Here is a 22,334-nt window from a genome sequence, read left to right as displayed (position 1 = left end):
CAAGGTGCACGCCGCTCTCAGCGGCAGGAGCTTTAGTATATCATATCTCGTTCTCGCTGTCAAGCACTTTTTTCATTTTCTCTCACCGGCTTTTTCCGCCGGCTTCCATGATTCAGCGCCCTCATTCAGCTCATCCGCCGCAACCGTTCCCGCTCGCCGCGAACTTTTATATGATATCACTCTTCGCCCGGCTTGTCAAGAGGTTTTTTTATTTCCTTTTCCGCCGAGCCTCACGGCTGGTTTTCAGGAAACTCTTGCCTCTCAATGGTTTGCCCCGTCAGGCGCTCAATTAATATACCAAATACAGCTCCCGGTGTCAACCCTTTTTTTACTTTTTCTTTGCCTATTTTTCATACACCAATATCTGCCCACGCGGCAGGTGTGTCACCACAAGATATCGGACAGGCTATCCAGCATTTACCTGCGTCGGCGCGCCAGCGCGATCAGCAGCAGCACCGCCGGCACGGCAAAGCCCAGCACCAGGTTTCCGATAAAAAGTATGCGGTCGGAAAACCAGTGCAGCGAAAATGCGTCGGGAAAGAGCAGCAGCGCCCCGGTCAGTCCGATCAAAACCACGGGAATTGCGGCGCTGCGCTCCCGCCGCAACCCGAAAAGGGTCCGGGACATGGTGCAGCAGGAAAAGGCCAGTATTCCCAAAAAGACCAGGTCGGACAAAACCCACAGGGCCACTACCACGGACTCTACCCGCTGGAAGGCCCCCTGCACACCGATTCCTTTTACCATCATAAAGAAGGGCGATTCCATCCGCGCCACCAGAGCCGGGCCGAAATTGCCCAGGTTTATAAACTGGAGGACGGTCAGGACCAGGCAGAAGGCGGTCATCCACCACATGGCCCTGGGCCGGTCCCCCTTCCGCCGCCGCACCGTACCGGACAGGAAGGCCCCGTAGACCGTGTACCCCAGGATGGAGAGCACCGGCAGCGCGGCAGCCCCCACGCCGGGGAGGTCTTCCACCCAGATGGGCAGCACATTCTCCGGCTCTACATGAAAAAGGGCGAAGAGAAGCACCGCCGCCAGGGTGATCGACAGAACGAGGTAGAAGATCTCCCCCGCCCGCGCAAAGGCGGCGAACTTCCCCCGGGTCATCCAGAGTACCGCCGCGAGCAGGATCAAAACGAAGAGGGGCAGCTCCACGTTGCGGTAGCCCGTGGCCAGAAAGCGCTGGCCGCACAGCCGCGCGTTGGCGCTGAGGAGGAGCAGACCCCACAGGAGATAGATTAGGGTGAGCAGCTTTCCCCCGAACCTGCCCATGAGCCGCTCCAGGCCGCCGGCCAGGCCCTCCCCCTCGGGCAGGGCCCCCATGATGCGGAAAAGCCCCCAGCACAGCAGCAGCGCCACGGGCAGCGCAGCCAGGCCGGAGAGCCACGCCGCCTCCCCGGCCGCCTGTGCGGTCCGGCTGGGCAGGACCCGTATGGCGGGAGACAGCAGCCCCACAAAAAACAGCACCGACAGCTGTCGCATGGAAATCTTATCTTCAGACAGGAAGACCGCCTCCTTTATTACTTATCACTGCTTCACGTCATAGCTGCGCTGAATGTCCCCTTCCACCCTCAGGCGGATCTCCAGACGTGAGAACCGCCCGGCCCACTGGTCCTTCAGCGCGTCCCAGTGCCAGGGCGCGGAGAGGCCCGCCCACTTTTTAAGGCCCATAAAGTCGGCGTCCAGCGATTGGGAGAGGTCCAGCGCCGCGCGGATGCGGGCCTCCTCCGCCGCCACCAGTGCGGCGTTGAGGCGCCTTCGGACCGTATCGTCGCTCAGGTCCAGCGCCGCCGGGGCCTCGGCCACATTGGCGTCCACCTGGCATGAGACCTCCAGGGCGGCCAGCGTCCCGTCTTGGAAGACCGGGCGCACCTTGGCGGCGCTGCCCACAATCCGCAGCGCCGCCTTGCCGCCTCCGGGCAGATCCAGCTCCAGTACGTCGGCGTCCACCTGGCCCAGAAGCAAATTAATCCCCCGGGCGGCGTCCCCGTCCGCCCAGCCCGCCAGTGCATTATCCTTTATAATCGCAAACCCCGCGGCGGATAAATCGGTTCCCTCCCCCGCGCCGTTTCCGGTCTCCCCCGAGGTCAAGGTGATGGCCGGGGCGAAGGAGGCCCCGTTCTGCGCCTGACCGGCCAGAACATCCTTAACCGTCCGGGTGGCGGAGGTGGCCATCAGCCCGGCGTCGTCCTCAAGCGCCTCCAGCCGATCCGCCGCGGAGGAGGTCCCAGTGGCCGCCGAGGCAATTGCGTCAAAGGCCCCGGCCCCTTTCACTACAAAGAGTTCGGTATCCAGCCGCATCTCAATATCCCGCTCCACATAGTCCAGGGCCTCTGCAAGCCCCCGCTCCGCCAGGGCTTCCCCCACCAGAAGCTGGCCCACATGACCGTAGAAAATATAGGCGGTGCCGTAGGACTGCATGGCGAGGCAGGCGCCGCTGACCGTCCCCGCGTCCCGGTAAAAGACCTGGGGCGGCTCGTCGCCCTTGTCCGCCCCCTTGCTCTGGACGCCGCTGGATACCGTTACCCGGACGCCGTCCGTCTCCGCCGCGTCCACCCCCATGGTCCGCATGAGGGCCATGTTCTCCACCTCCCGGCCGGGTGGGAGTATATCGGCCTTACAGGCCGTCAGCGGGATGCAGAGGGAGAGGAAAAGGGAGGGGAGAAAAAAGGACCTGACGCCGCCCCCGGCCCTTTTTTTATTTTTCTTTCTCAAGTTATGGTTCACTTCTGCCTCCTCCGGTTTCCCGTCTTCAACCCCGCCGTGCGCAGCTTGTCGGCGGGCAGGGGCTGCCGGATGACGGTGCGCCCCTCCACCTGCTCGCCGCCGTTGGCGGCAAAGGGAGTGAGGTACGCCACGCCGAAGCTCTCCAGCCGGGACAGGTGGATGACAAGTGCCGCCGCGCCCATTATCATGCCGAACAGCCCCGCCACACTGGCCAGCACCGCCAGGATAAACCGCCAGATGCGCAGCGCCCCGGCGAACTCCTGAGACGGCATGGTGTACCCGGCGATCCCCGCCGCCGCCACGACAATCAGCACCGCCGGGGAAATGATTTTCGCCTCCACCGCCGCGGTGCCCACCACCAGCCCGCCGATGATGGAGACAGTCTGCCCGATGGAGGGCGGCAGGCGCAGCCCCGCCTCCTGCAGAATCTCAAAGGCAATGAGCATCAATATGACCTCAAATACGGTGGTAAAGGGCACGTCCCGCTTGGCCGCAATGATGGAAAGGGCGAGACGGGTGGGGATCATCTCCTGGTGAAAGGTGACCACCGCGATATAGAACGCGGGCAGCAGCAGTGTGGCGAAGACGCAGAGATACCGCAGGACCGTCAGCACTGAGGCCAGCATCCAGTTGTTGGACTTGTCCTGGGGCGCCCGGAAGAACTGCCCCACCGTCCCCGGGGCCAGGTAGCCCAGGGGGAGGCCCTCCATCAGGATGCCCACCCGTCCACCGGCCAGACCCGCGCAGAAGCGGTCGGGCCGCTCGGTGTGCGCCACCATGGGGAACGCGGTGTGGAGGTCGTCGATGATATACTCCTCCAGATTGCCCGTGGCCAGCAGGGCATCGATGTCAATATTGCGTATGCGCTCCTCCACCTGCCGCACGGTGTCCGGATCGGCGATGCCGTCCAGATAGAGGATATCCACCGGCGTGAGGGACTGCCGCCCCACAATCTGCTCCTTGATTCGCAGCTCCGGGGCGCGGAGGTGACGGCGGACAAGACTGGTGTTGGTACGCAGATTCTCCACAAAGGAGTCCCGGCTTCCCTTGATGGCGGGCTCGTTCTCCGGCGGGCTGATGGACCGCTTCTCCTCCGTGCCCACATTGAAGGAGAGGACGGTCTTCTCCCCCGGGAAGAGAAGCAGCAGATTGCCGGCGATAAGGTCGGACACCGCCTCGTCGGTGGTCTTCCGCTCGTCCACCGTCAGATTGTAGAGCGCGCCTCCCGCCATACGGCGGAAGGCGGTGTGGAGATCGGTCTCCCGCAGGGCTTCGTCCTGGGCTATGGGCCGCAGGATATAGTCGCTGGCCCGCTCCATCTTGACCATGCCGCCCACGAAGACGGCGGCGACCCGCTTATTGAGATCCCCCGCCAGGTCGATCTCCCGGAAGGAGAAGTCCACGCAGTCCTGAAAGACCCGCTTCAGGCTCTCCAGGGTCAGGGGCAGGTCAATGCGCGGCTCCTGCCGCGGGTGGGGCGGGACCTGTTCTTTTTTTCGGCCGAAAAAGCCCATGAAGGCACCTCCTGTATGAGTCTATAACAGTATTGCCCGCCCGAAATTTGGATATACAGAACGTTTTTGTTGCGTTCCCCCCTCAATGTGGATATAATAGGAGGGACTTTTTAGAACGACTGCAAAAGAGAGGCTTTTTTCATGGAATTCAAAGCGAACGAAGGCAAGAGCGTTACCATCGAGGCCATGGGCAAAACCTGGGCCCGTCATGCCATTGAGACCCATTTCGTCCAGGTGGGCGAGAGCTATATCGACCTGATGAACCAGTACGTCCTCCCCCACTACCAGCCCGGCGACATCGTCTCCATGAGCGAGAAGGTTATCGCCATGTGCCAGAAGCGGGTGGTGACCGAGGACGAGGTGAAGCCCGGCTTCTGGGCCAAGGTGCTCAGCCGCTTCGTCCATCAGACCTCTGCGGGCCCCGGTATGGGCCTGCCGGTGAAGATGCAGTTCGCCATCAACGTCTGCGGCCTGGGCAAGGTCCTATGGGCCGCCTTCCGCGCCGCCGTCGACAAGCTGCGGGGCGTCCACGGCACCTTTTATAATATTCTGGGCCAGGAGGTCTCCGGCCTGGACGGGTTCTACGGCCACGAGATCCCCGAATACACCCACATGGGCGTGCGCATCCCCGAGAATCCCGCCGGCGTCTGCGATGAAATTTATGAGAAGACGGGCATCGTCTCCATGATAGTGGACGCCAACGACCTGAACGTGGAGATGCTGGGCCACTGCTCCCAGCTCAAGCAGACCGACGAGGAGCTGCTGGGTCTCATCGCGGACAACCCCGCCGGTCAGGACCGCCAGCTCACCCCCTTTATCCTCATCCGCGAGGCTGCCGCCGAGGAGGCCGTCGCCGCCGACGCCGCTCAGGACAGTGCGGAAAACGTGTAGAGAAAGCAGCAAAACAAGCAGCCGTGAGCAAAACTGCTCACGGCTGCTTATTCTTATTCTGTTGTGCCCCCGGTTTCCAGCCTTATGAAAAATCCTCTTTCCCCCGCATCCGTTTCACCGCCTTGATAAACTCGCACACCACCACCGGAGTGACGGCCAGTCCCAGCACCACGGCCCACTCGGCGGCGTCCATGGGCACAGTGGAGAAAATGACCTGGAGGGGCGGCACGCAGAGCACGGCGAGCTGCATGACCATGCCCACCAGAAAGGCCTTGTTCATGGCCTTGTTGGAGAAAACCCCAATGTGGAACAGGCTCGCGTGCTCGCTGCGCACGTCGAAGGCGTGGAAGAGCTGGCACATGGTCAGGGTGGCGAAGGCCATGGTGTTGGCGGTGGCGCTGGCCATGCCCGGGTCTGAGAGGACGTACTCCCCTAAAAAGTATGCCGTCAGCGTCAGCAGCCCCACCATAATCCCCTGCCAGCACAGCCGCCAGGCGAATCCGTGGGCGAAGAGGCTCTCGTGGGCGTCCCTGGGCTTCTGGCCCATAACGCCGTCCTCCACCGGCTCCACCCCCAGGGCCAGGGCGGGCAGGGAATCCGTCACCAGATTGAGCCAGAGGAGCTGCACCGGGATCAGCGGCATCTGGTGAAAATCAAATACAGTCGCCAAAAAGATGGTTAAGATTTCTCCGATGTTGCAGGAGAGGAGATAGTGGATGGCCTTTTTGATGTTGGCAAAGATGCCCCTCCCCTGCTCCACCGCAGAGACGATGGTGGCAAAATTGTCGTCAGTGAGGATCATGTCGCTGGCGCCCTTGGCCACGTCGGTGCCCGTGATGCCCATCGCGCAGCCGATGTCGGCGGCCTTGAGGGCGGGCGCGTCGTTTACGCCGTCCCCGGTCATGGCCACCACCCTGCCCCGCTTCTGCCAGGCCTTGACGATGCGCATCTTATGCTCCGGGGACACCCGGGCGTAGACGGCGTATTTCTCCACCTCCTGCTCCAGCAGCTCCTGCGGCATGAAGTCCAGGTCCTCGCCGGTGATGGCCAGGTCCCCGTCCCGGAAGATCTCCAGCTCTCTGGCAATGGCCACGGCGGTGAGCTTGTGGTCGCCGGTAATCATGACGGGCCGGATGCCAGCCGCGTAGCACTGGGCCACCGCCTCCTTTACCTCCTGCCGGGGCGGATCGATCATGCCCACCAGTCCCACGAAGGTGAGATTCTGCTCCAGCGTCTCGCTGGACAGCTCCTTGGGGAGCATCTCAAGGTCCTTGTACGCCACGCCCAGCACCCGCAGGGCCCGCTCGGCCATGTTCTCGTTGACCTGCCGGATGTCGCGGCCCCTGCCGCCGGTGAGGGCCTCGCCCCCGCTCAGCCGCCGGCACCGCCGCAAAAGCACGTCGGGAGCGCCCTTGACGCAGACCCGGAAGCCGCCGCCCGCCCTGGGGTGGACGGTGCTCATGAGCTTCCGCTCCGAGTCGAAGGGCAGTTCAAAGCGCCGGGGCGACTCCTGCTCCATCTGATTCTTATCCAGCCCCTCTTTGAGGGCCGCCTCCACCAGGGCTGTCTCCGTGGGGTCCCCCGTCGTGACTCCCGCCCCTTTTTGATAAGTAAGGGTGGTGTCGTTGCACAGGGCGCCGATGGTCAGGGCCAGCGCCCGGTCGCTCTTCTTGGCGGTCCAGAGATCCACCACCGTCATCCTGTTCTGGGTCAGGGTGCCCGTCTTATCCGAACAGATGACGCTGGCGCACCCCAGGGTCTCCACAGCGGGGAGTTTCTTCACGATGGCGTTGCGCCGCACCATCCGGGAGACCCCCAGGGCCAGCACGATGGTGACAATGGCGGGCAGTCCCTCGGGAATGGCGGCCACCGCCAGCGCCACGGCGGTCATGAACATATCCAGCATCTCCTTGTGCTGGAGCAAACCAATACCGAACATAACGGCGCACACGCACAGGCAGGCGAAGGAGAGCACCTTGGAGATCTCCGCCATCTTCCGCTGGAGGGGGGTCTCCACGTCCTTCTCCCCCATGATAAGCCCCGCGATGTGACCCACCTCGGTGTCCATGCCCGTGGCGGTGACCACCGCCCGGGCCCGGCCGTTTGTAATCACCGTGGAGGATATGACCATGTTCCGCCGATCCCCCAGGGGGGTATCCTCGGCCAGTCCCTCCAGCGCCGCCTTGGTGACGGGTACCGACTCGCCGGTCATGGCGCTCTCGTCCGCCTTGAGGCTGCTGCACTCCAGTATCCGTGCATCGGCGGGCACGAGGTCCCCCGCCTCCAGCACAATGAGATCGCCGGGCACTAGGTCCGCTGTCTCCACCCGGCACAGCGCCCCGTCCCTGATGACCTTCGCCAGGGGTGCGGACATCTTCCGCAGGGCCTCCAGCGCCTTTTCCGCGTTATTCTCCTGGGCGATGGAAATGCAGGCGTTGACCACCACAATAACCAGGATAATCACCGCGTCCAGCCAGTCCTGAAAATCGCTGGCCCAGAGGGAGAGCACCGCCGCCGCCAGCAGCACCAGAATCATTGGGTCCTTCATCTGGCCCAGAAAGCGCTTTAAAAGGCCCTCCTTTTTGCTCCCCTCCAGCTCGTTTTTACCGCAGCGTCCGATGCGGCGCTCCGCCTCCTGGGCCGTGAGGCCCCGGTCCCGGCTGGTCTCCAGCTCCCCCAGCACCTCGGACGTCCGCTTGCTGTGCCAAGCGCTCATACACGTCTCTCCTTTTTCCGTTTCTTTCGTGGCCTTGTCCACTCTCTCTATGTGTATGAGCCTGTCCGTGAAATATGAGCGGATCATCTCCTCATTTCATCCGCGAAAATCAATCTCTTCCCCTTCCGCGGGGCGGCCGCCCTCCTCTCGCCCTACGCCAAAAACCGGGCGGGACGCACTCCGCGTCCCGCCCGGTCCCATACCCTGCTATTTCTTTTTTCGAATCTCCTCCGCCAGCGCCCGGAGGAAGCTCCCGTTGTCCGGCGGCTTTTCCCGGTCGGCAAAGCCCAACGTTTTTTCATAAAAGCCCCCGCCGGTCTTGTGGATGTTCTTGATGAGGGTCCTCAGGTTCTTCTCCACCCGGGAATAGGTGGTGCTGAAGGCCTCAGCCGTATCCAGGTAAATCTTCTTCATCTGCATCCCGCCGTCCTCCGCCAGCAGGCCCAGGGCGTATCGGGCGTCCCGGTAGCCCAGGCTCTCCCTGTCCGCCCCCAGGCGCAGCAGCGCCCAGGCGGCCAGTCCCGGGTCCGACTGCTCCGTCTGCTTGGGGAAGAGCGTGTCAATGCGCCCGGCCAGCTCGGTGAGGTTCACGGGCTTCACCAGGTAGTAACTGGCCCCCAGGCGGCAGGCCTGCTGAACGTACTCGTCGGCCACCACACCCGAGAGGACAATCACCTTCGGCCTCTTCCCCGTCTCCCCGGCCGCGGCCCGGAGGAATTCCAGCCCGTCCATGCCGGGCATAATGAGATCCAGCAGCACCAAATCGGGCCGCTTTTCCCGCAGCAGTTCCAGCCCCTCCCAGCCGTCGTGGGCCTCCCCGCAGACCGTAAGGCCGTCCGCCTGGTCGAAGAAGGCACGCATCAGCGCACAGGTGGAGCAATTGTCCTCCACCAGGAGTACCTGGATATCTCTCAAGGAGCATCCCTCCTCAATCCGGTAGATTCTTTCTAATAATTGCAAGGGCGTATTCCAGCACCTCGATGGCCATGTCGCACTGGGCCGGGGGCAGGGCGGTCAAGTGCTCCGCGATGAGCTGAACCCGCTCGTCCACATCCCGCCTGCCATAGAGCAGGAAGTCGGAGGTCACCCGCAGGGCCCGGGCCAGCGGTGCCAGGTTGTAGCTGGTGATCCCTTTCTTGCCCCGCTCCACCTCGGAGAGAAACTGCGCGGTAATCCCGGCCATTTCGGCGGCCTCCTCGCCCTTCAGCCCCGCTGCCCGCCGGGCCTCCTTCACGCGTTTGCCCAGCGCCGTATTGAACAATTCCTTTTCCTTATCCATACTGTCGCCCTCCATTTCGTCAATAGAGATAGTTTTACCAAATCTATCGGCGAAAAGAAGCGACTACAGTAACAGTATACCAAATCTATAGTTTATAATGGTAGCACTTAATCTTTAGACAAACAATTTTTTTAATTATAGCGCTTTCGGCGTAATAAACGGCGGCCCGCTCATTGAGAGCGGGCCGCCGTTGTTGCGTCTGCTTTATTACGCCGCCGGGCTGTTCTCGGGTGCGGCCGTGCCGCTGGGGGCGGGGCTGGCGGAGCCGGTGGGCTCCTCGGTGGGCTCCAGCTCCTCGCGGTAGGCGTTGAGCTTCTCATAGTAGGTCTGGGGCGCAATCGCGTCGTAGTTCTCGTTGGTCTCCACCACGGCGGCCTCCATCCACTCGTTTACCTGGTCGTTCATCTTGTTCTCCAGGTCGGTGGACTGCGCGGCGCTCCAGCTGTCGCGGGCCATCTCGGGGTCCACGGGCAGGCGGAGGATGATGTGGTAGCCGTAGCTGGTCTGGACCAGGTCGCTAATCTCGTTCTCCTTGAGGGCCTTGGCGGCGTCCTCAAACTCCTGGACCATCTCGCCCGCGCCAAAGAAGTACCCGTCGGGCGCGCCCAGGGTGCCGTCCTCATAGCGGCCGTCCTCGGACAGCTCGTTCATCAACTGGTCAAAGAGGGTGTTGGGGTCCTCGGAGGCGCGAAGCTGGGCCAGGGTGTCCTCGGCCTTCTGCTTGGCGGCCGCCTGCTCCTCCTCGGGGAGGGGGGCGTTCTGGTCGTCCACGGTCTTGAAGAGGATGTGCTTCACCAGCATCTTGCCGTTCTCGTCGGCCCAGGCGGTAATCTCCTCGTCGGTGCCCGCGCTCACGGTGCCGAAGAGGGCCTCCTGGAGGTGGGGGTAGAGGTAGTTGTTGGTGGCGGCCATCTGGCGCAGGCCCGCGTCGGTGCGGCCCACCTGCTGGAGGGACTTGGCGTACTCCTCCTCGCCGCCCATGCTTGCAATGGTCTGGGAGATCTGGTCGGCCAGGGCGGCCTCGTCGCTTTCGGACAGGGCGATGCCGTTGTCGGCCGCCTTGTTGCGGATTACTTGATAGAGGGTGGCCATCTCACGGGCGCCCTCCATCAGATAGTCGGTCATAGTCTGGCCGCTCATATCGGCCGACCAGTCCATATTCTCGGGGCCGCCGTACTGATAGTAGGCAATATTCTCAGTCACGTAGCCCAGCCAGTAGAGCACTTCCTCCGCGGAGACGCCCACGCCGTCCACGGTGAGAACGGTGGTGTCGCTGGGATAGCCCATAATTTTCTGGACCACGTCCTCGGTGGCCACCAGAGGCACCGACTCGCCCACGGGCCGGGTGCTGACGCTGGGCGCGGGGGAACTGGTCCCCGTATACTGATTATCACTGCCGCTGGGCGCGGGGGTGTTGTTCCCTCCGGGGTTGCTGGCACAACCGGCCAGGCTGCCGGCCAACAGGACGCCGGAAAGCGCAGCGCCCAGAATACGTTTGGAAATCTTCATTCTGATCCTCCTTATGTTTGGGGAAAAACGCTTTACAAATCATACCACCCTTTTGCCGAAACTACAACGATAAAGTGGCCGGGTTCACTCAATGTTTACAAACTTAAGCTTTTCCGCCGGCAGCGCCGCGGGGGCTGTCGGCCGGTTTTATTCTTCCGGCTGCTCCCCCGTTGCTGCATACTCCTCCACCAGTTTCCGGCCCAGCTTCAGGGCGTCCTCGTGCCCCACGCCCCCAAGGGAGCGCGGGGACCCCGTTCTTTTTTATTTATCGCGGGCGGGAAGTGAATCCCCGCCCCGCTCCGCCGCGTCTGCGGCGGGGCGAGGCCGCACGGTTTTATTCATCCGGCTGCTCCCCCGTTGCTGCATACTCCTCCACCAGTTTCCGGCCCAGCTTCAGGGCGTCCTCGCCCTTCTTGAGCCGTAGGGACAGATACGGCTTCTCCCCGGCGGAGAAGAGCAGCTTTCCCCGGTACTTGTCCATGGCGCAGAGGGCGGAGACCCGCCGCAGGTCAAATTCAGACAGGATAAAGTTGAGGCTCATGCCCTTCTGGGCGATCTCGGCGATGCCGCACCTTGCCGCGTCGGCGCGCATGAGGGCCACGGAGATGAGGTTGTTGACGCTCTTGGGAGGATCGCCGTAGCGGTCGATGAGCTCGTCGGTGAGGTCGTCGGCCTCCTCCTCGCTGCGGATGGCGGCAATCCGCCGGTAGAGGTCCATCCGCTGCTCCGGCGTGGGCACATAGCGGTCGGGGATGGAGGCGGAGACGTTTAAATCCGCGGCGCACTCGGTCCTGAGCTCGGGCTTCTCGCCCCGCTCCTCCAGCACCGCCTCCTCCAGCAGCTTCAGATACATGTCGTAGCCCACGCTCATGAGGAATCCGGACTGCTCGGGGCCCAGCACATTGCCCGCGCCCCGAATCTCCAAGTCCCGCATGGCGATTTTAAATCCGGAACCGAACTCCGCAAACTCCCGGATGGCCCCCAGCCGCTTGGAGGCCACCTCGCTGAGCACCTTCCCCTGGCGGAAGGTCATGTAGGCGAACGCCCGCCGGTTGGACCTCCCCACGCGGCCCCGGATCTGGTGGAGCTGGGCCAGCCCCATCTTGTCCGCGTCCTCAATAATGAGGGTATTGGCGTTGGAGATGTCGATGCCGGTCTCGATGATGGTGGTACAGACCAGCACGTCCACCTCCCCCTCGCTCATCCGGGTCATGACCTCGTTCAGCTCCTCCTGGGTCATCTTCCCGTGGGCGACGGCGACGCTGGCGTCCTCCCCCAGCATCCCCTGAATCCTGGCCGCGGTGCGTGAGATGGTCTCCACACGGTTGTGAAGGTAGTAGACCTGTCCCCCCCGCTCCAGCTCACGGCGCATGGCGTCGGCCAGGACGGACCAGTTGTGCTCCAGCACATAGGTCTGGACCGGCCGCCGGTCGGAGGGCGGCTCCTCCAGGGTGCTCATGTCCCGGATGCCCGAGAGCGCCATGTTCAGCGTGCGCGGGATGGGCGTGGCCGACAGCGTGAGCACGTCCACCTGCTTGGAGAGCTCCTTCAGCTTCTCCTTGTGGGTCACGCCGAAGCGCTGCTCCTCGTCCACCACCAGCAGCCCCAGATCCTTGAACTGCACGTCCTTCTGGAGGAGCCTGTGGGTGCCGATGAGCAGGTCCACGCCCCCCTCCCGTACCCGGCGCAGAGTCTCCTTCATCTGCGCGCTGGTGCGGAAGCGGGACACCACGTCTATCTCCACCGGATATTTGGCAAACCGCTGCTTTGCGGTGAGGAAATGCTGCCGGGCCAGGACGGTGGTGGGCACCAGAATAGCGGCCTGCTTGCCGTCCAGGACGCACTTCATAATGGCCCGGAAGGCCACCTCGGTCTTGCCGTAGCCCACGTCGCCGCAGAGCAGCCGGTCCATGGGCCGGGGCAGTTCCATGTCTTGTTTGATCTCGGCAATGCAGCGCAGCTGGTCGTCGGTCTCGCTGTACTCAAACTGCTCCTCAAACTCCTTCATCCAGGGCGAGTCCGGGGAAAAGGCGAAGCCCGGCTGCCGCTGCCGCTGGGCGTAGAGCTGGATGAGTCCCTTGGCCAGGTCGGCCACCGCCCTGCGGGCCTTGGTCTTGGCCTTCTCCCAGTCGGTCCCTCCCAGCTTGGAGAGCTTCCGCGTCTCGTTTGCATCCTCGCCGCCGCCGATGTACTTGCTCACCAGGTCGAGCTGTGTGGCGGGCACATAGAGGGTGTCCGCCCCGGCATAGGCAATTTTCACGTAGTCCTTCTCGATGCCGTCCACCGGCATCTTCACCATGCCCTCGTACCGGCCGATGCCGTGGTGCTCATGGACCACCAGATCCCCCACGGAGAGGTCCGCGTAGGACCCCAGCTTCTGCCGGTTGGTGACGGCCTTGTGTTTTTTCTTCTTCCCCGCGGAGGCCTGCCCCTCGGTGAGCACGGCAAATTTTCCCCCCGGGTACTCCGCCCCGGAGGAGAGCCCCCCCACCGCGATGACCGCCTTGCCGGGCGCTGGCAGGTCGTGAAGGGTGAAGTCCACCGCCGCGCGGAGCTTCTGCTCCCGCAGCAGGGCCTGCAGGTTCAGCGCCCGCTGCTCGCTGGACACCAGCACCACCGCAGCGAAGCCCTCGTTCATATAGTGACTCAAATCCGAGACCGCCGTCTCCAGGCTGGCGCCGTAGCTGGGGAGCTGCTTTGCCAGGATGTTGATGAGGGTCCTGGGCCGCCGGGGGTAGCTGGACCCCACGAAGGAGTCCAGATAGGCCACCGGCCACGCCTCCAGCACCCCGCAGAGCTCCTCAAAGCTCCTGGCAAAGACAGACAGCTCCCCAGCCAGGGTGCCGCTCTCCATCAGGACCTTGGCGTCCTCTGTGAGCTGCCAGGTGTAATTTTTCGCACGCTCCGCCACCCGGGGACTCTCGGAGAAGAAGATGGCCGCGTCCTCCGGGAGGTAGTCCGCCGCCGTGGCGAGCCGGGGGTAGATGAGGGCCAGGTAGCGGTCCATGGCCGGAAAGGACACGTTCTGCTCCAGCCGCTCCCGGTCCTCCTCCAGGGTCTTGAGGAGCTCGGCGTTGTCCCCCCTGCGCTTTTTTACCCGGGAAATGAGGCCGTCCATCCCTTCCAGCAGGCCGGGAAAGCCCCCGGGCGCAAACTGGGGCAGCACCTCGGCGGCGGGCAGAATCTCCGCCTCCCTGATGTTATCCGTCCGCCGCTGGGTGGACACGTCGAAGAGGCCCATGGAGTCCACCTCGTCGCCGAAAAACTCCACCCGGACGGGCGCGCGCTCCGCGGGGGAGAAGAAGTCCAGAATGCCGCCCCGCAGGGCGAACTGGCCCACACCCTCCACCTGGTCGCACCGGGTGTACCCCGCGGCTGCCAGGGTCTCGGCCAGCTCGTTTAAGTCGTAAGTCTCCCCCAGGCGCAGGCACAGAGACGCCTGGGTCAGCAGCGTCCTGGGCATGGTCCGCTGCATCAGAGCCTCCACCGTGACCACCAGGATGGGGCACTCCCCCGCCGCCAGTGCCCGCAGGACGGAGAGCCGGGCGTGCTCCCACTGTCGCGAGACCACCGCCGCGTTGTGGAAGGTAAACTCACGGGCCGGCAGGGTCCGCACCGCTTCGCCGGTCAGGGCCCCCAGGTCCTTCGCCATGCGCCCGGCCTCGCCCTCGTCGGCGCAGATCACCACAATGGGCCGCTCCTGCTCCTGCCGGACCCCCGCCGCAACATGGGCCCGGTGGACCGGGGACAGCCCGGTAAACGCCGCCGGGCAGGCTGCGCTGTCGATGGCCGCCGTCAGACTGCGGAATTCCTCCAGCGACGTGATAATGGAGACCAGCTGCTTCATGGCTCTTACCTCAAATAGAAAAATTTTACATATATAGACGTGCAAAGTCCCGCCGATCTCAACAAATCAGCGGGGTATGCAGTTGCTTTCTTATTTCTGTCACGCTGTTTTCACGTGTGTCCGTGCGCCGCTCCCGGGGTGTCATCGCCAACCAGTTCGCAAACTGGTGCGGCAATCCGCATCCTTCGTCCTCGGGACGCCCGGGCGCGGCATGTTCGCCCTCCGCGACGACGTCTAAGCCCCTGCGACTGCACAAAAATCCTCCCGGCGGCTTGCGGGGGCCGCCGCCCTGTGGTTTTTCGCTCCGCTCCGGGTCTTATCCGCCTGCTCCCGGGCGTCTCGCGCTTCCCTGTCACGCTCCCCGCCCTCCGCGACGACGTCTAAGCCCCTGCGACTGCGCAAAAATCCTCCCGGCGGCTTGCGGGGGCCGCCGCCCTGTGGTTTTTCGCTCCGCTCCGGGTCTTATCCGCCTGCTCCCGGGCGTCTCGCGCTTCTCAGTTAAACTTTCCCATGGCCTTCTCCGCCCCGTCGCGGATGATGGCCTCCACCGCGTCGGCGGCACGCTTGATTGCTGCGTCGATGGCCTTCTTGTCCTCGCCCGCGAACTTCCCCAGCACCCAGTCGGCCAAGTCGTAGTCCGGGTGGGGCTTCTCCCCCACGCCGATTTTCAGTCTGGGAAACGACTCGCTCCCCAGGTGCGCGATAATGCTCTTCAGCCCGTTGTGCCCCCCGGCGGAGCCCTTCAGCCGGATGCGCAGCTTCCCCACGGGGAGGGACACGTCGTCGGACACCACCAGCACCCGCTCCGCCGGCACCTTGTAGAAATCCGCCGCCTGCCGCACCGCCTCGCCGGAGAGGTTCATATAGGTGATGGGCTTCATCAGGAGGACCTTCGCGCCCCCCAGCTCACAGGTGTTGGTCAGGGCCTTGAATTTGAGCTTTTGGATGGGGATGTGCTCCCGCTCGCCGATCTCGTCGGCCACCATGAAGCCCACGTTATGGCGGGTGCCGTCGTACTTGTCGCCGGGGTTGCCGAGGCAGACCACCAGCCACTCGGCCCCGCCGCCTTTACTGTTTTTTCCAAAAAACATACCAATTCCTCAATAGGGCAACGGGGGCGGAGCAAAGCTCCGCCCCTGTCTATGCCGATTTCAAATTACGCCGTTCAGCCTTCCCCGGGGCAAGAGGCCGCCCGGCGCTTCCCGGCCACGCCCGCTTTGGGCGCATGGCCGGGTCGATAACGGCTCCGCCCCGCTTCATTCGTCTCGCGCTTCTTACTGGAACAGCTTGCTGACAGAGACCTCTTCGTAGATCCGCTCAATGGCCTCGGCGAACATATGGGCCACGGAGAGGTATTTGATCTTATCACATTTGGTCTCGGGCCGCGCGGGAACGGTGTCGAGGAAGAGGACCTCCTTGATGACGCTCTTCTCAATGCGGTCCACGGCAGGGCCGGAGAGCACGCCGTGGGACGCGCAGGCGAAGACCTCGGTGGCTCCGCCCAGCTCCATGAGAGCCTGGGCCGCGCCGCAGAGGGACCCGCCGGTATCCACCATATCGTCGAAGAGGATGACCCGCTTGCCCCGCACGTCGCCGATGATGTTCATGACCTCGGAGGAGTTGGCCTTCTGGCGGCGCTTGTCCACGATGGCCAGGCCCATGCCCAGCTTCTGGGCAAAGGCACGGGCCCGGGCCACGCTGCCAACATCGGGGGACACCACCATGGTGTTGTCCGCGTCCTCGCCGAAGCGCTCGGCAAAGTGGTGGGTGAAGATGGGGTTCCCGAGCAGATTGTCCACAGGGATGTCGAAGAAGCCCTGGATCTGAGAGGCGTGGAGGTCCATGGTCAGCACACGGTCAGCCCCGGCGCGGGTAATAAGGTTGGCCACCAGCTTGGCGGAGATGGGGTCGCGGGGCTTGGTCTTACGGTCCTGACGGGCGTAGCCGAAATAGGGCATCACGGCGGTGATGCGCCCTGCGCTGGCCCGCTTGAAGGCGTCGATCATGATGAGCATTTCCATCAGGTTGTCGTTCACCGGCGCACAGGTAGACTGCACGACAAATACGTCGCTGCCGCGGACAGTCTCATAGATGGAGACGAAGTTCTCCCCGTCGGAGAACGCGCCTACCTCCGCGTTGCCAAGCTCTAGGCCCATTTCGCGGCAGATGGCCTCTGCCAGGGGCCGGTTGGAGTTGCCGGAGAAGATTTTGATGTCCTTGCCATGTGAGATCATGTTCTACATCCTCTCAATCTTTTTTCGTTCTATTTTTACCGCGCCCACGCGCGAACGTTCACATCGTCTCTTACAGGAGCATCATACTCCCGTTTTTGCAGCCCGGATTGTAAAAAGTGACGTCGGCGCGGCCACCCACATGTTCCTGCCCCGCCAAACGTCCGCTCCGCTCCCGTCTCGGTCTCCCCGCTTCCGGTTGCTCAGCGCTTCCTGCGTTTCGCAGCCCACTGCTTCTTGACCACCTGCATACTCCTTGCGATGGCCAGAGAGTCGTCGGGCACGTCCTCGGTGATGGTGCTGCCCGCGGCGGTATAGGCTCCGTCGCCCACCCTGACGGGGGCCACCAGGTTGGTGTTGCAGCCGATGAAAGCCCCGTCGCCGATGGTGGTGCGGAACTTGGTGGTGCCGTCGTAGTTCACCGTGACGGTGCCGCAGCCGAAGTTGACGCCGCTGCCCACATCGGAGTCGCCCACGTAGGTGAGGTGGGAAATTTTCGTCCCCGCGCCGATTCGGGAGTTCTTCAGCTCCACAAAGTCCCCCACCTTGACCCCCTTGCCCACATGGCAGTGGGGCCGGATATAGGCGAAGGGCCCAATTTTCACATCGTCCTCCACCACGCTCTCATTGAGCTGGGAGGCGTTCACGGTCACATTGTCCCCAACCGTACAGTCCCGGATCATGGTGTTGGGACCGATCTCGCAGTTCTCCCCAATCACCGTCTTCCCCCGGAGGACGGTGCCGGGCAGGAGGAGCGTCCCCTTCCCCACTGTGACGGAGTCGTCCAGATAGACCGTCGTGGGGTCCAGCACCTGCACGCCGGCCTCCATCAGCGCCACCACGCGCTCAAGCCGGGCCTGTGCCTCTTCCCGGACGCGCCGCATCAGTTCCTCATTCAAAAGCAGTTCCTCCCTCCGCCCCTGGCGGTCATGCCCGGCCGAGCGGGCGGGCTTCATTTTCCAGGTGCTGGATATTCCGGTCAATTGTCCTGTTAAGCCATTATACCAAAAGCAGTCTGGAAATGCATCGCATTTTTCAAAATTTCAGTTCCTTTTCACCACTATAAACGGTTTGCACAATTTGGCGGCGGATTCCCCCTTCGTTCCCGTCCATCTGACAGCATTCTTCCGACAAAAAACGGTAAAATTGCCGTTTTTCCCTTCACAATCTGCCTGTCTAGCTGCTTTGGGCGTCAAAATATCCCGCAGACCGGCGAAAACAAGTTTTTCGCGCCGCGGCCTTCCGCCCCGGACCGCCCCGGCTCCCCCGTCCTACCGGGGGTTCAGCTGCCGTCCCCTCCCAATCGCGGGGTGCGGCGTCCAGACGCGCCGCCCGCTCTCCGTCCCAAAATGCAGGCCGCAGCCCCGGGCCTATGGCCCGGAGCTGCGGCTGTCCGTTCTATTTCACTTTTCCCACGAACTTGTTGGCCTCGTCCACCGCCCGCTCGACGGCGTTGAGGATATTCTGGTACCCGGTGCAGCGGCACAGGTGGCCGGAGATGAGCTTGCGCAGCTCGTCCCGGGTGTAGGTCTTGCCGCTGCCCACGATCTCCACGGCGGACATAATGATTCCGGGGGTGCAGAATCCGCACTGGACGGCGGCCTCCTCCACAAAAGCACGCTGGATGGGCGATAACTCCCCGTCGTCTCCCCGGAGCCCTTCAACGGTGAGTATTCGCTTTCCGTCGGCCCAGACCGAGAGGTAGATACAGGAGTCGATGGCGGTCCCGTCCACCAGAACGGTGCACGCACCGCACTCCCCCACCTCACAGCCCTTCTTCACGCTGGTGAGGCCCAGCCGCTCCCGCAGGGTGTCCGCCAGGGACTCCCTGGGGTCCACCGCCACCTCCACGGCCTTGCCGTTGACGGTGAGATTCAGAATTTCCATCATACCTGCGCGCCTCCCTTCCGTGCGGCCTCTTGGAGCGCCCGGCCGGAGAGCTCCCTGATGAGCTGGATGCGAAACTCCCTGGAGGCCCGCCAGCTGGTGCGGGGGCTCACGTCGTCCAGGGCGGCGGCGCCGATCTGCTCCGCCGCTTCGCCGATGGGCAGACCCCGGACGGCGGCCTCCGCGCTGTAGGCGCGCATGGGCACCGGCCCGGCCACGCCGAAGGCCAAGCTCACGTCGTCCACGGTCTTTTTATCCCCGGTGAGCTTTACCAGACACGAGACGCCCATGGTGGCGATGTCCATAGCGCTGCGCTGGGCGTATTTGATGTAGTGGCCGGTATACCCCTCGTAGTTGGCCCGGGGGATGACGATTTTCACCAGCAGCTCATAGGGGGCCAGGGCCACCTTGCCCACGCCCTGGTACCACTCGGCGATGGGCACCTCCCGCTCGCCTCTGGGGCCCCTCACCCGGAGCACCGCGTCCAGCGCCACCAGGGTGGAGGCCGTGTCGGCCGAGGTAATGCCGTTGCAGACGTTGCCGCCGATGGTCCCTGCGGCGCGGAGCTGGGGCCCGCCCGCGGAGTCGGCGGCCTCCCCCAGGACGGGGATGGTCCCCCGGATCACCGGCGAGAAGGTCACGTCCCGGAAGGTGGACAGGGGGCCGATCTCCACGTCCCCCGCGTCGCTAAGTTCAATGCCCTTCAGCTCGGGCAGGTCGTGGATGGAGACCAGCCGGCAGCCGGCCAGCTTGCCCTCCCTGACTTTGATGAGCACATCGGTGCCGCCGGCGATGACCAGCGCCTCGCTGTCCCGCTCCAGGGCGGCAATGGCGTCGTCCACGGACTTGGCACGATAGATGGAGCCTATATCATACATCGGTAAACCTCCTCCTTTTTGAGTAAAGAGTGAAAACTGCGAAATGAAAAAGCAGTCCGGCCCTATGGTGGGCAGGGCCGGCGCCAAAGCCCGTCCGCGCGAAAGCCGCTCCGTCTGTGCCGCGCCCGGCCGGCCCATGCCTTTTCACGCCTCCCTTTTCACCTACTCAATCAGCCCCGCTGATTGAAACGCCTCCACCAGCTTCTGGGGGTTCAGCGGCAGGGTATCCACCGCCACGCCGGTGGCGTGGAGCAGGGCATTGCGGATAGCGGGAGCCACGGGGATGGCGGGCGGCTCGCCCAGAGCCTTGTTGCCGAAGGGGCCGGAGGGGTCGTCGGTCTCCACGAAGAGGGCCGTGAGCTCCGGGGTGTCCATGGCGGTGGGCAGCTTGTAGTCCAGGAGGTTGCCGTTGAGGAGGCGGCCGGTCGCGGGGTCGAACTTCATCTCCTCGCTGAGGGCGTACCCCAGGCCCATGCTCATTCCGCCGTGGACCTGGGCCTCGGCCAGCTTGGGGTTGATGAGCTTTCCGGAGTCGTGGACGTTGACGATGCGCAGCACCTTGATTTTGCCCACGGGAATATCCACCTCAATCTCGGCAAAGCAGCAGCCGAAGGCAAAGGTGTTCTCCTTGCAGTGGTTGGTGACCTCGGCGGTGATATGGACCGAGTGCTCTAGGGAGTAGAAGGCCTCCTCGGCCAAATCCGACAGGGAGAGCAGGGCCTCTCCCGTACCCGCGTCCACCACGTCCCGGCCCCGAATGCCGAGGCCGTGGGGGTCCCGCTTCAGGAGCTCGCCGCCGTAGTTCAAAATCTTATCCCGGATCTCCTCGCCCGCCTTCTTGATGGCCTTACCGGTGACGTAGGTCTGCCGGGAGGCATAGGCCCCGGTGTCGAAGGGGGCGGTGTCGGTATCCTGGGTGGAGATGATATGTACGTCCTCGGTGGGGATGCCGATGGCCTGGGCGGCCATCTGGCAGAAAACGGTGTCGCCGCCCTGGCCAATTTCGGTGGCCCCCAGGTGGAGCTGGACGGACCCGTCCTGGTTGAGAATGATGCGGGCGGAGGCGGTCTCCAGGCTGATGGGGTACACGCCGGTCTTGTAGGAGAAAATCGCCATGCCCACGCCCCGGCGGACCGGGCCGGTCTGATTGCGGTACTTCTCCCGCAGCTCCCTCCAGCCGATGAACTCCGCCCCCTTCTCCATGCACTCCCTCAGGCCGGTGGAGTGGCATGTGATGCCGTTGGTGGGATCCACGTAGCCCAGGGGCATCAGGTTCCTCAGCCGGAACTCATAGGGGTCCCAGCCCATCCGGCGGGCCATGTCCTCCATGAAGCACTCTATCGCGAAATCCCCCTGCGGGATGCCGTATCCCCGCATGGCGCCGGGGGCGGGGAGGTTGGTGTAGACGGTGTAGGCCTCGGTATGGTGGGCCAGGGCGTCGGGGTAGAGCTGACGGATGCCGGTGACGGCGTTGGCCACAATCGCGTGGCCGTGGGAGGCGTACCCCCCCTGGTTGGAAACCGCCCGGACCGAGCGGGCCATGACGCGCATATCGTCGGCCACCGCAGCCTCCAGCGCAAAGCGGATGGGGTGGCGGGAGCGGGTGTTCTGAAAGGTCTCCTCCCGGGAGACGTCCAGCTTCACCGCGCGGCCGCCCACCTGGGTGGTGAGCCAGGCATTCAGCGGCTCGTACAATACCTCCTGCTTGTTGCCAAAGCCGCCGCCGATGTAGGGCTTCACGACCCGGATCTTGCCCCAGGGGATGCCCAGGGCCTGGCCGCAGACCCGGCGGACGATGTGGGGGATCTGGGTGGAGGCGACCACGGTAATCCGCCCGTGCTCCATGTAGGCATAGGAGATGGGGTTTTCAATATGGCAGTGCTGGACCTGCTGGGTCTCGTAGCGGCCGGTGAAGTGGTGGTAGCGCGGGTCGTCCAGCACCTCACGGGCGGTCTTCACGTCCGCACCGGCGGTGATGACGTCGAAATTCATGGACTTGAGGATATTGTCGGGGTGCTCCTCGTGGACAGGGACCCCGGGGGCGTTCATAGCCCGCTCCGGGTCGGTAATCACGGGGTACTCCTCGTACTCCACCAGGATTTTCCGCAGGGCCCGCTCGGCGGAAACGGCGTCCTCCGCCACCACGGCGGCGATGTCGTCCCCATAGACCCGGACGCGGTCGGTCAGCAGGCGGCGGTCGCACACGTCCTGGTGGGCGGCCTCCACGCTCCAGGGATGGCCGGGGGTGGGGTACTGAATTGCCGGCGCGTCGAAGCAGGTGAGGATCTTCACCACCCCGGGGACTTTCTCCGCCGCGCTGGTGTCGATGGACTTCACGAGGCCGTTGGCGATGGTGCTGTGGAGAACCTTTGCCACCAGCATGGGGCCCTCGTGAAAGTCGTCGGTGTATTTGGCCCGGCCTGTCACCTTATCGGCGGCGTCCACGCGGATAAGCTCTCTGCCGACTTCCATGCGGCACACCTTCCTTTCTCAATACGGGACTGATTGTAAGGATATTATACAACAACGCGCCTGCAAATAAAAGGATAATTGTCTGATTGGACGGCGCACGCCGCATTTTTGCAATCTTCCGCGGGCCCCGCGATCCCGTCCCCGTTTTTATCATTTTTTGTTCCCGGCGCAGTCTTACAATACCCTGAGACGAAAAGGAGCGAAGGGAAGGGCCGTGTGAATGGCCTCGCCCGGCGGGGCGGAGTTTTCGCGTCCAGGAAAACCGCTTCTGGAAACGCCGAATCAGCCACAAAAAGCGCCTCGGCCTGCCGAACTGCGTCTCGCGGCATACGGCATTGCTGGCGGTTCCCGCCCAGCGGAGAAGCAAAACGTGCCAAAAAGCG

General features: G+C 63.7%; 16 protein-coding genes. 2 read left to right on the top strand and 14 right to left on the bottom strand.

The features are described 5' to 3' along the window. Window positions 1-293 (top strand): hypothetical protein (locus H8S62_RS17830; protein WP_207723600.1); only part of this gene is annotated, 293 nt, incomplete at its 5' end. A 124-nt stretch (window positions 294-417) separates the two neighbouring features. On the opposite strand, the gene H8S62_RS17415 is transcribed toward H8S62_RS17830, so the two are convergent. The 3 genes from H8S62_RS17415 to H8S62_RS17405 are packed head-to-tail and all read right to left on the bottom strand — an operon-like array spanning window position 418 to window position 4,241. Then, window positions 418-1,482 (bottom strand): GerAB/ArcD/ProY family transporter, encoded by a 1,065-nt coding sequence (locus H8S62_RS17415; RefSeq protein WP_243141961.1) that lies wholly within the window; start codon window positions 1,480-1,482, stop codon window positions 418-420. A gap of 45 nt (window positions 1,483-1,527) precedes the next feature. Then, a complete protein-coding gene (locus tag H8S62_RS18605) occupies window positions 1,528-2,727 on the bottom strand; it encodes a Ger(x)C family spore germination protein (protein WP_186920405.1) in 1,200 nt (399 codons plus the stop codon). Beyond that, window positions 2,724-4,241, bottom strand: a complete 1,518-nt coding sequence (locus tag H8S62_RS17405; protein WP_186920404.1) for a spore germination protein — start codon at window positions 4,239-4,241, stop codon at window positions 2,724-2,726. The genes H8S62_RS18605 and H8S62_RS17405 overlap by 4 nt, the downstream gene beginning before the upstream one ends. 141 nt (window positions 4,242-4,382) lie before the next feature. Here H8S62_RS17405 and H8S62_RS17400 point away from each other — a divergent pair, with 141 nt between their 5' ends. Then, window positions 4,383-5,132 (top strand): F420-0--gamma-glutamyl ligase, encoded by a 750-nt coding sequence (locus H8S62_RS17400; RefSeq protein WP_155151245.1) that lies wholly within the window; start codon window positions 4,383-4,385, stop codon window positions 5,130-5,132. Between the two features lie 82 nt (window positions 5,133-5,214). Here the strand turns inward: H8S62_RS17400 and H8S62_RS17395 are convergent, their stop codons facing one another. From H8S62_RS17395 to xdhA, 11 genes are all read right to left on the bottom strand, one after another. Continuing rightward, a complete protein-coding gene (locus H8S62_RS17395) occupies window positions 5,215-7,935 on the bottom strand; it encodes a calcium-translocating P-type ATPase, PMCA-type (protein WP_186920403.1) in 2,721 nt (906 codons plus the stop codon). Between the two features lie 120 nt (window positions 7,936-8,055). Continuing rightward, window positions 8,056-8,763, bottom strand: a complete 708-nt coding sequence (locus H8S62_RS17390; protein ID WP_155151251.1) for a response regulator — start codon at window positions 8,761-8,763, stop codon at window positions 8,056-8,058. A 13-nt stretch (window positions 8,764-8,776) separates the two neighbouring features. After that, a complete protein-coding gene (locus tag H8S62_RS17385; RefSeq protein WP_173023589.1) occupies window positions 8,777-9,127 on the bottom strand; it encodes a helix-turn-helix domain-containing protein in 351 nt (116 codons plus the stop codon). A 207-nt stretch (window positions 9,128-9,334) separates the two neighbouring features. Next, on the bottom strand, window positions 9,335-10,636 hold the full coding sequence (locus tag H8S62_RS17380; protein WP_186920402.1) for a peptidylprolyl isomerase: 1,302 nt from the start codon (window positions 10,634-10,636) through the stop codon (window positions 9,335-9,337). A gap of 334 nt (window positions 10,637-10,970) precedes the next feature. Beyond that, window positions 10,971-14,483: a transcription-repair coupling factor gene (gene mfd, locus H8S62_RS17375; protein ID WP_186920401.1), complete on the bottom strand. Its 3,513-nt coding sequence runs from the start codon at window positions 14,481-14,483 to the stop codon at window positions 10,971-10,973. 494 nt (window positions 14,484-14,977) lie between these two features. Further along, window positions 14,978-15,574: an aminoacyl-tRNA hydrolase gene (pth, locus tag H8S62_RS17370; protein ID WP_155151262.1), complete on the bottom strand. Its 597-nt coding sequence runs from the start codon at window positions 15,572-15,574 to the stop codon at window positions 14,978-14,980. A 183-nt stretch (window positions 15,575-15,757) separates the two neighbouring features. Beyond that, on the bottom strand, window positions 15,758-16,717 hold the full coding sequence (locus H8S62_RS17365) for a ribose-phosphate pyrophosphokinase (protein ID WP_155151265.1): 960 nt from the start codon (window positions 16,715-16,717) through the stop codon (window positions 15,758-15,760). A gap of 200 nt (window positions 16,718-16,917) precedes the next feature. Further along, a complete protein-coding gene (locus H8S62_RS17360) occupies window positions 16,918-17,613 on the bottom strand; it encodes a DapH/DapD/GlmU-related protein (protein ID WP_243141963.1) in 696 nt (231 codons plus the stop codon). Window positions 17,614-18,112: 499 nt separating this feature from the next. Beyond that, entirely contained in the window at window positions 18,113-18,604 is a 492-nt protein-coding gene (gene xdhC / locus H8S62_RS17355; protein ID WP_155151268.1) for a xanthine dehydrogenase subunit XdhC, read from the bottom strand. Beyond that, window positions 18,601-19,479 carry a xanthine dehydrogenase subunit XdhB gene (xdhB, locus tag H8S62_RS17350; protein ID WP_155151271.1) on the bottom strand — a complete coding sequence of 293 codons (879 nt, stop codon included), beginning with the start codon at window positions 19,477-19,479 and terminating at the stop codon, window positions 18,601-18,603. Before xdhB ends, xdhC begins: the two co-directional genes overlap by 4 nt. A 162-nt stretch (window positions 19,480-19,641) precedes the next feature. After that, window positions 19,642-21,951 carry a xanthine dehydrogenase subunit XdhA gene (gene xdhA / locus H8S62_RS17345; RefSeq protein ID WP_186920400.1) on the bottom strand — a complete coding sequence of 770 codons (2,310 nt, stop codon included), beginning with the start codon at window positions 21,949-21,951 and terminating at the stop codon, window positions 19,642-19,644. Window positions 21,952-22,334 lie beyond the last annotated feature (383 nt).

The organism is Lawsonibacter faecis, assembly GCF_014287675.1.
Lineage (GTDB): Bacteria > Bacillota > Clostridia > Oscillospirales > Oscillospiraceae > Pseudoflavonifractor > Pseudoflavonifractor faecis.
The sequence above is the reverse complement of the archived record's forward strand: the minus strand, read 5'-3'. Positions and strand labels throughout refer to the sequence as shown.

What these genes read in the sequence shown, in the direction of transcription:
- H8S62_RS17415 (WP_243141961.1), bottom strand. Translation starts at nt 1,482, where the DNA reads ATGCGACAGCTGTCGGTGCTGTTTTTTGTGGGGCTGCTGTCTCCCGCC.
- H8S62_RS17405 (WP_186920404.1), bottom strand. Translation starts at nt 4,241, where the DNA reads ATGGGCTTTTTCGGCCGAAAAAAAGAACAGGTCCCGCCCCACCCGCGG.
- H8S62_RS17400 (WP_155151245.1), top strand. Translation starts at nt 4,383, where the DNA reads ATGGAATTCAAAGCGAACGAAGGCAAGAGCGTTACCATCGAGGCCATG.
- H8S62_RS17395 (WP_186920403.1), bottom strand. Translation starts at nt 7,935, where the DNA reads ATGATCCGCTCATATTTCACGGACAGGCTCATACACATAGAGAGAGTG.
- H8S62_RS17385 (WP_173023589.1), bottom strand. Translation starts at nt 9,127, where the DNA reads ATGGATAAGGAAAAGGAATTGTTCAATACGGCGCTGGGCAAACGCGTG.
- H8S62_RS17380 (WP_186920402.1), bottom strand. Translation starts at nt 10,636, where the DNA reads ATGAAGATTTCCAAACGTATTCTGGGCGCTGCGCTTTCCGGCGTCCTG.
- mfd (WP_186920401.1), bottom strand. Translation starts at nt 14,483, where the DNA reads ATGAAGCAGCTGGTCTCCATTATCACGTCGCTGGAGGAATTCCGCAGT.
- pth (WP_155151262.1), bottom strand. Translation starts at nt 15,574, where the DNA reads ATGTTTTTTGGAAAAAACAGTAAAGGCGGCGGGGCCGAGTGGCTGGTG.
- H8S62_RS17365 (WP_155151265.1), bottom strand. Translation starts at nt 16,717, where the DNA reads ATGATCTCACATGGCAAGGACATCAAAATCTTCTCCGGCAACTCCAAC.
- xdhC (WP_155151268.1), bottom strand. Translation starts at nt 18,604, where the DNA reads ATGATGGAAATTCTGAATCTCACCGTCAACGGCAAGGCCGTGGAGGTG.
- xdhB (WP_155151271.1), bottom strand. Translation starts at nt 19,479, where the DNA reads ATGTATGATATAGGCTCCATCTATCGTGCCAAGTCCGTGGACGACGCC.
- xdhA (WP_186920400.1), bottom strand. Translation starts at nt 21,951, where the DNA reads ATGGAAGTCGGCAGAGAGCTTATCCGCGTGGACGCCGCCGATAAGGTG.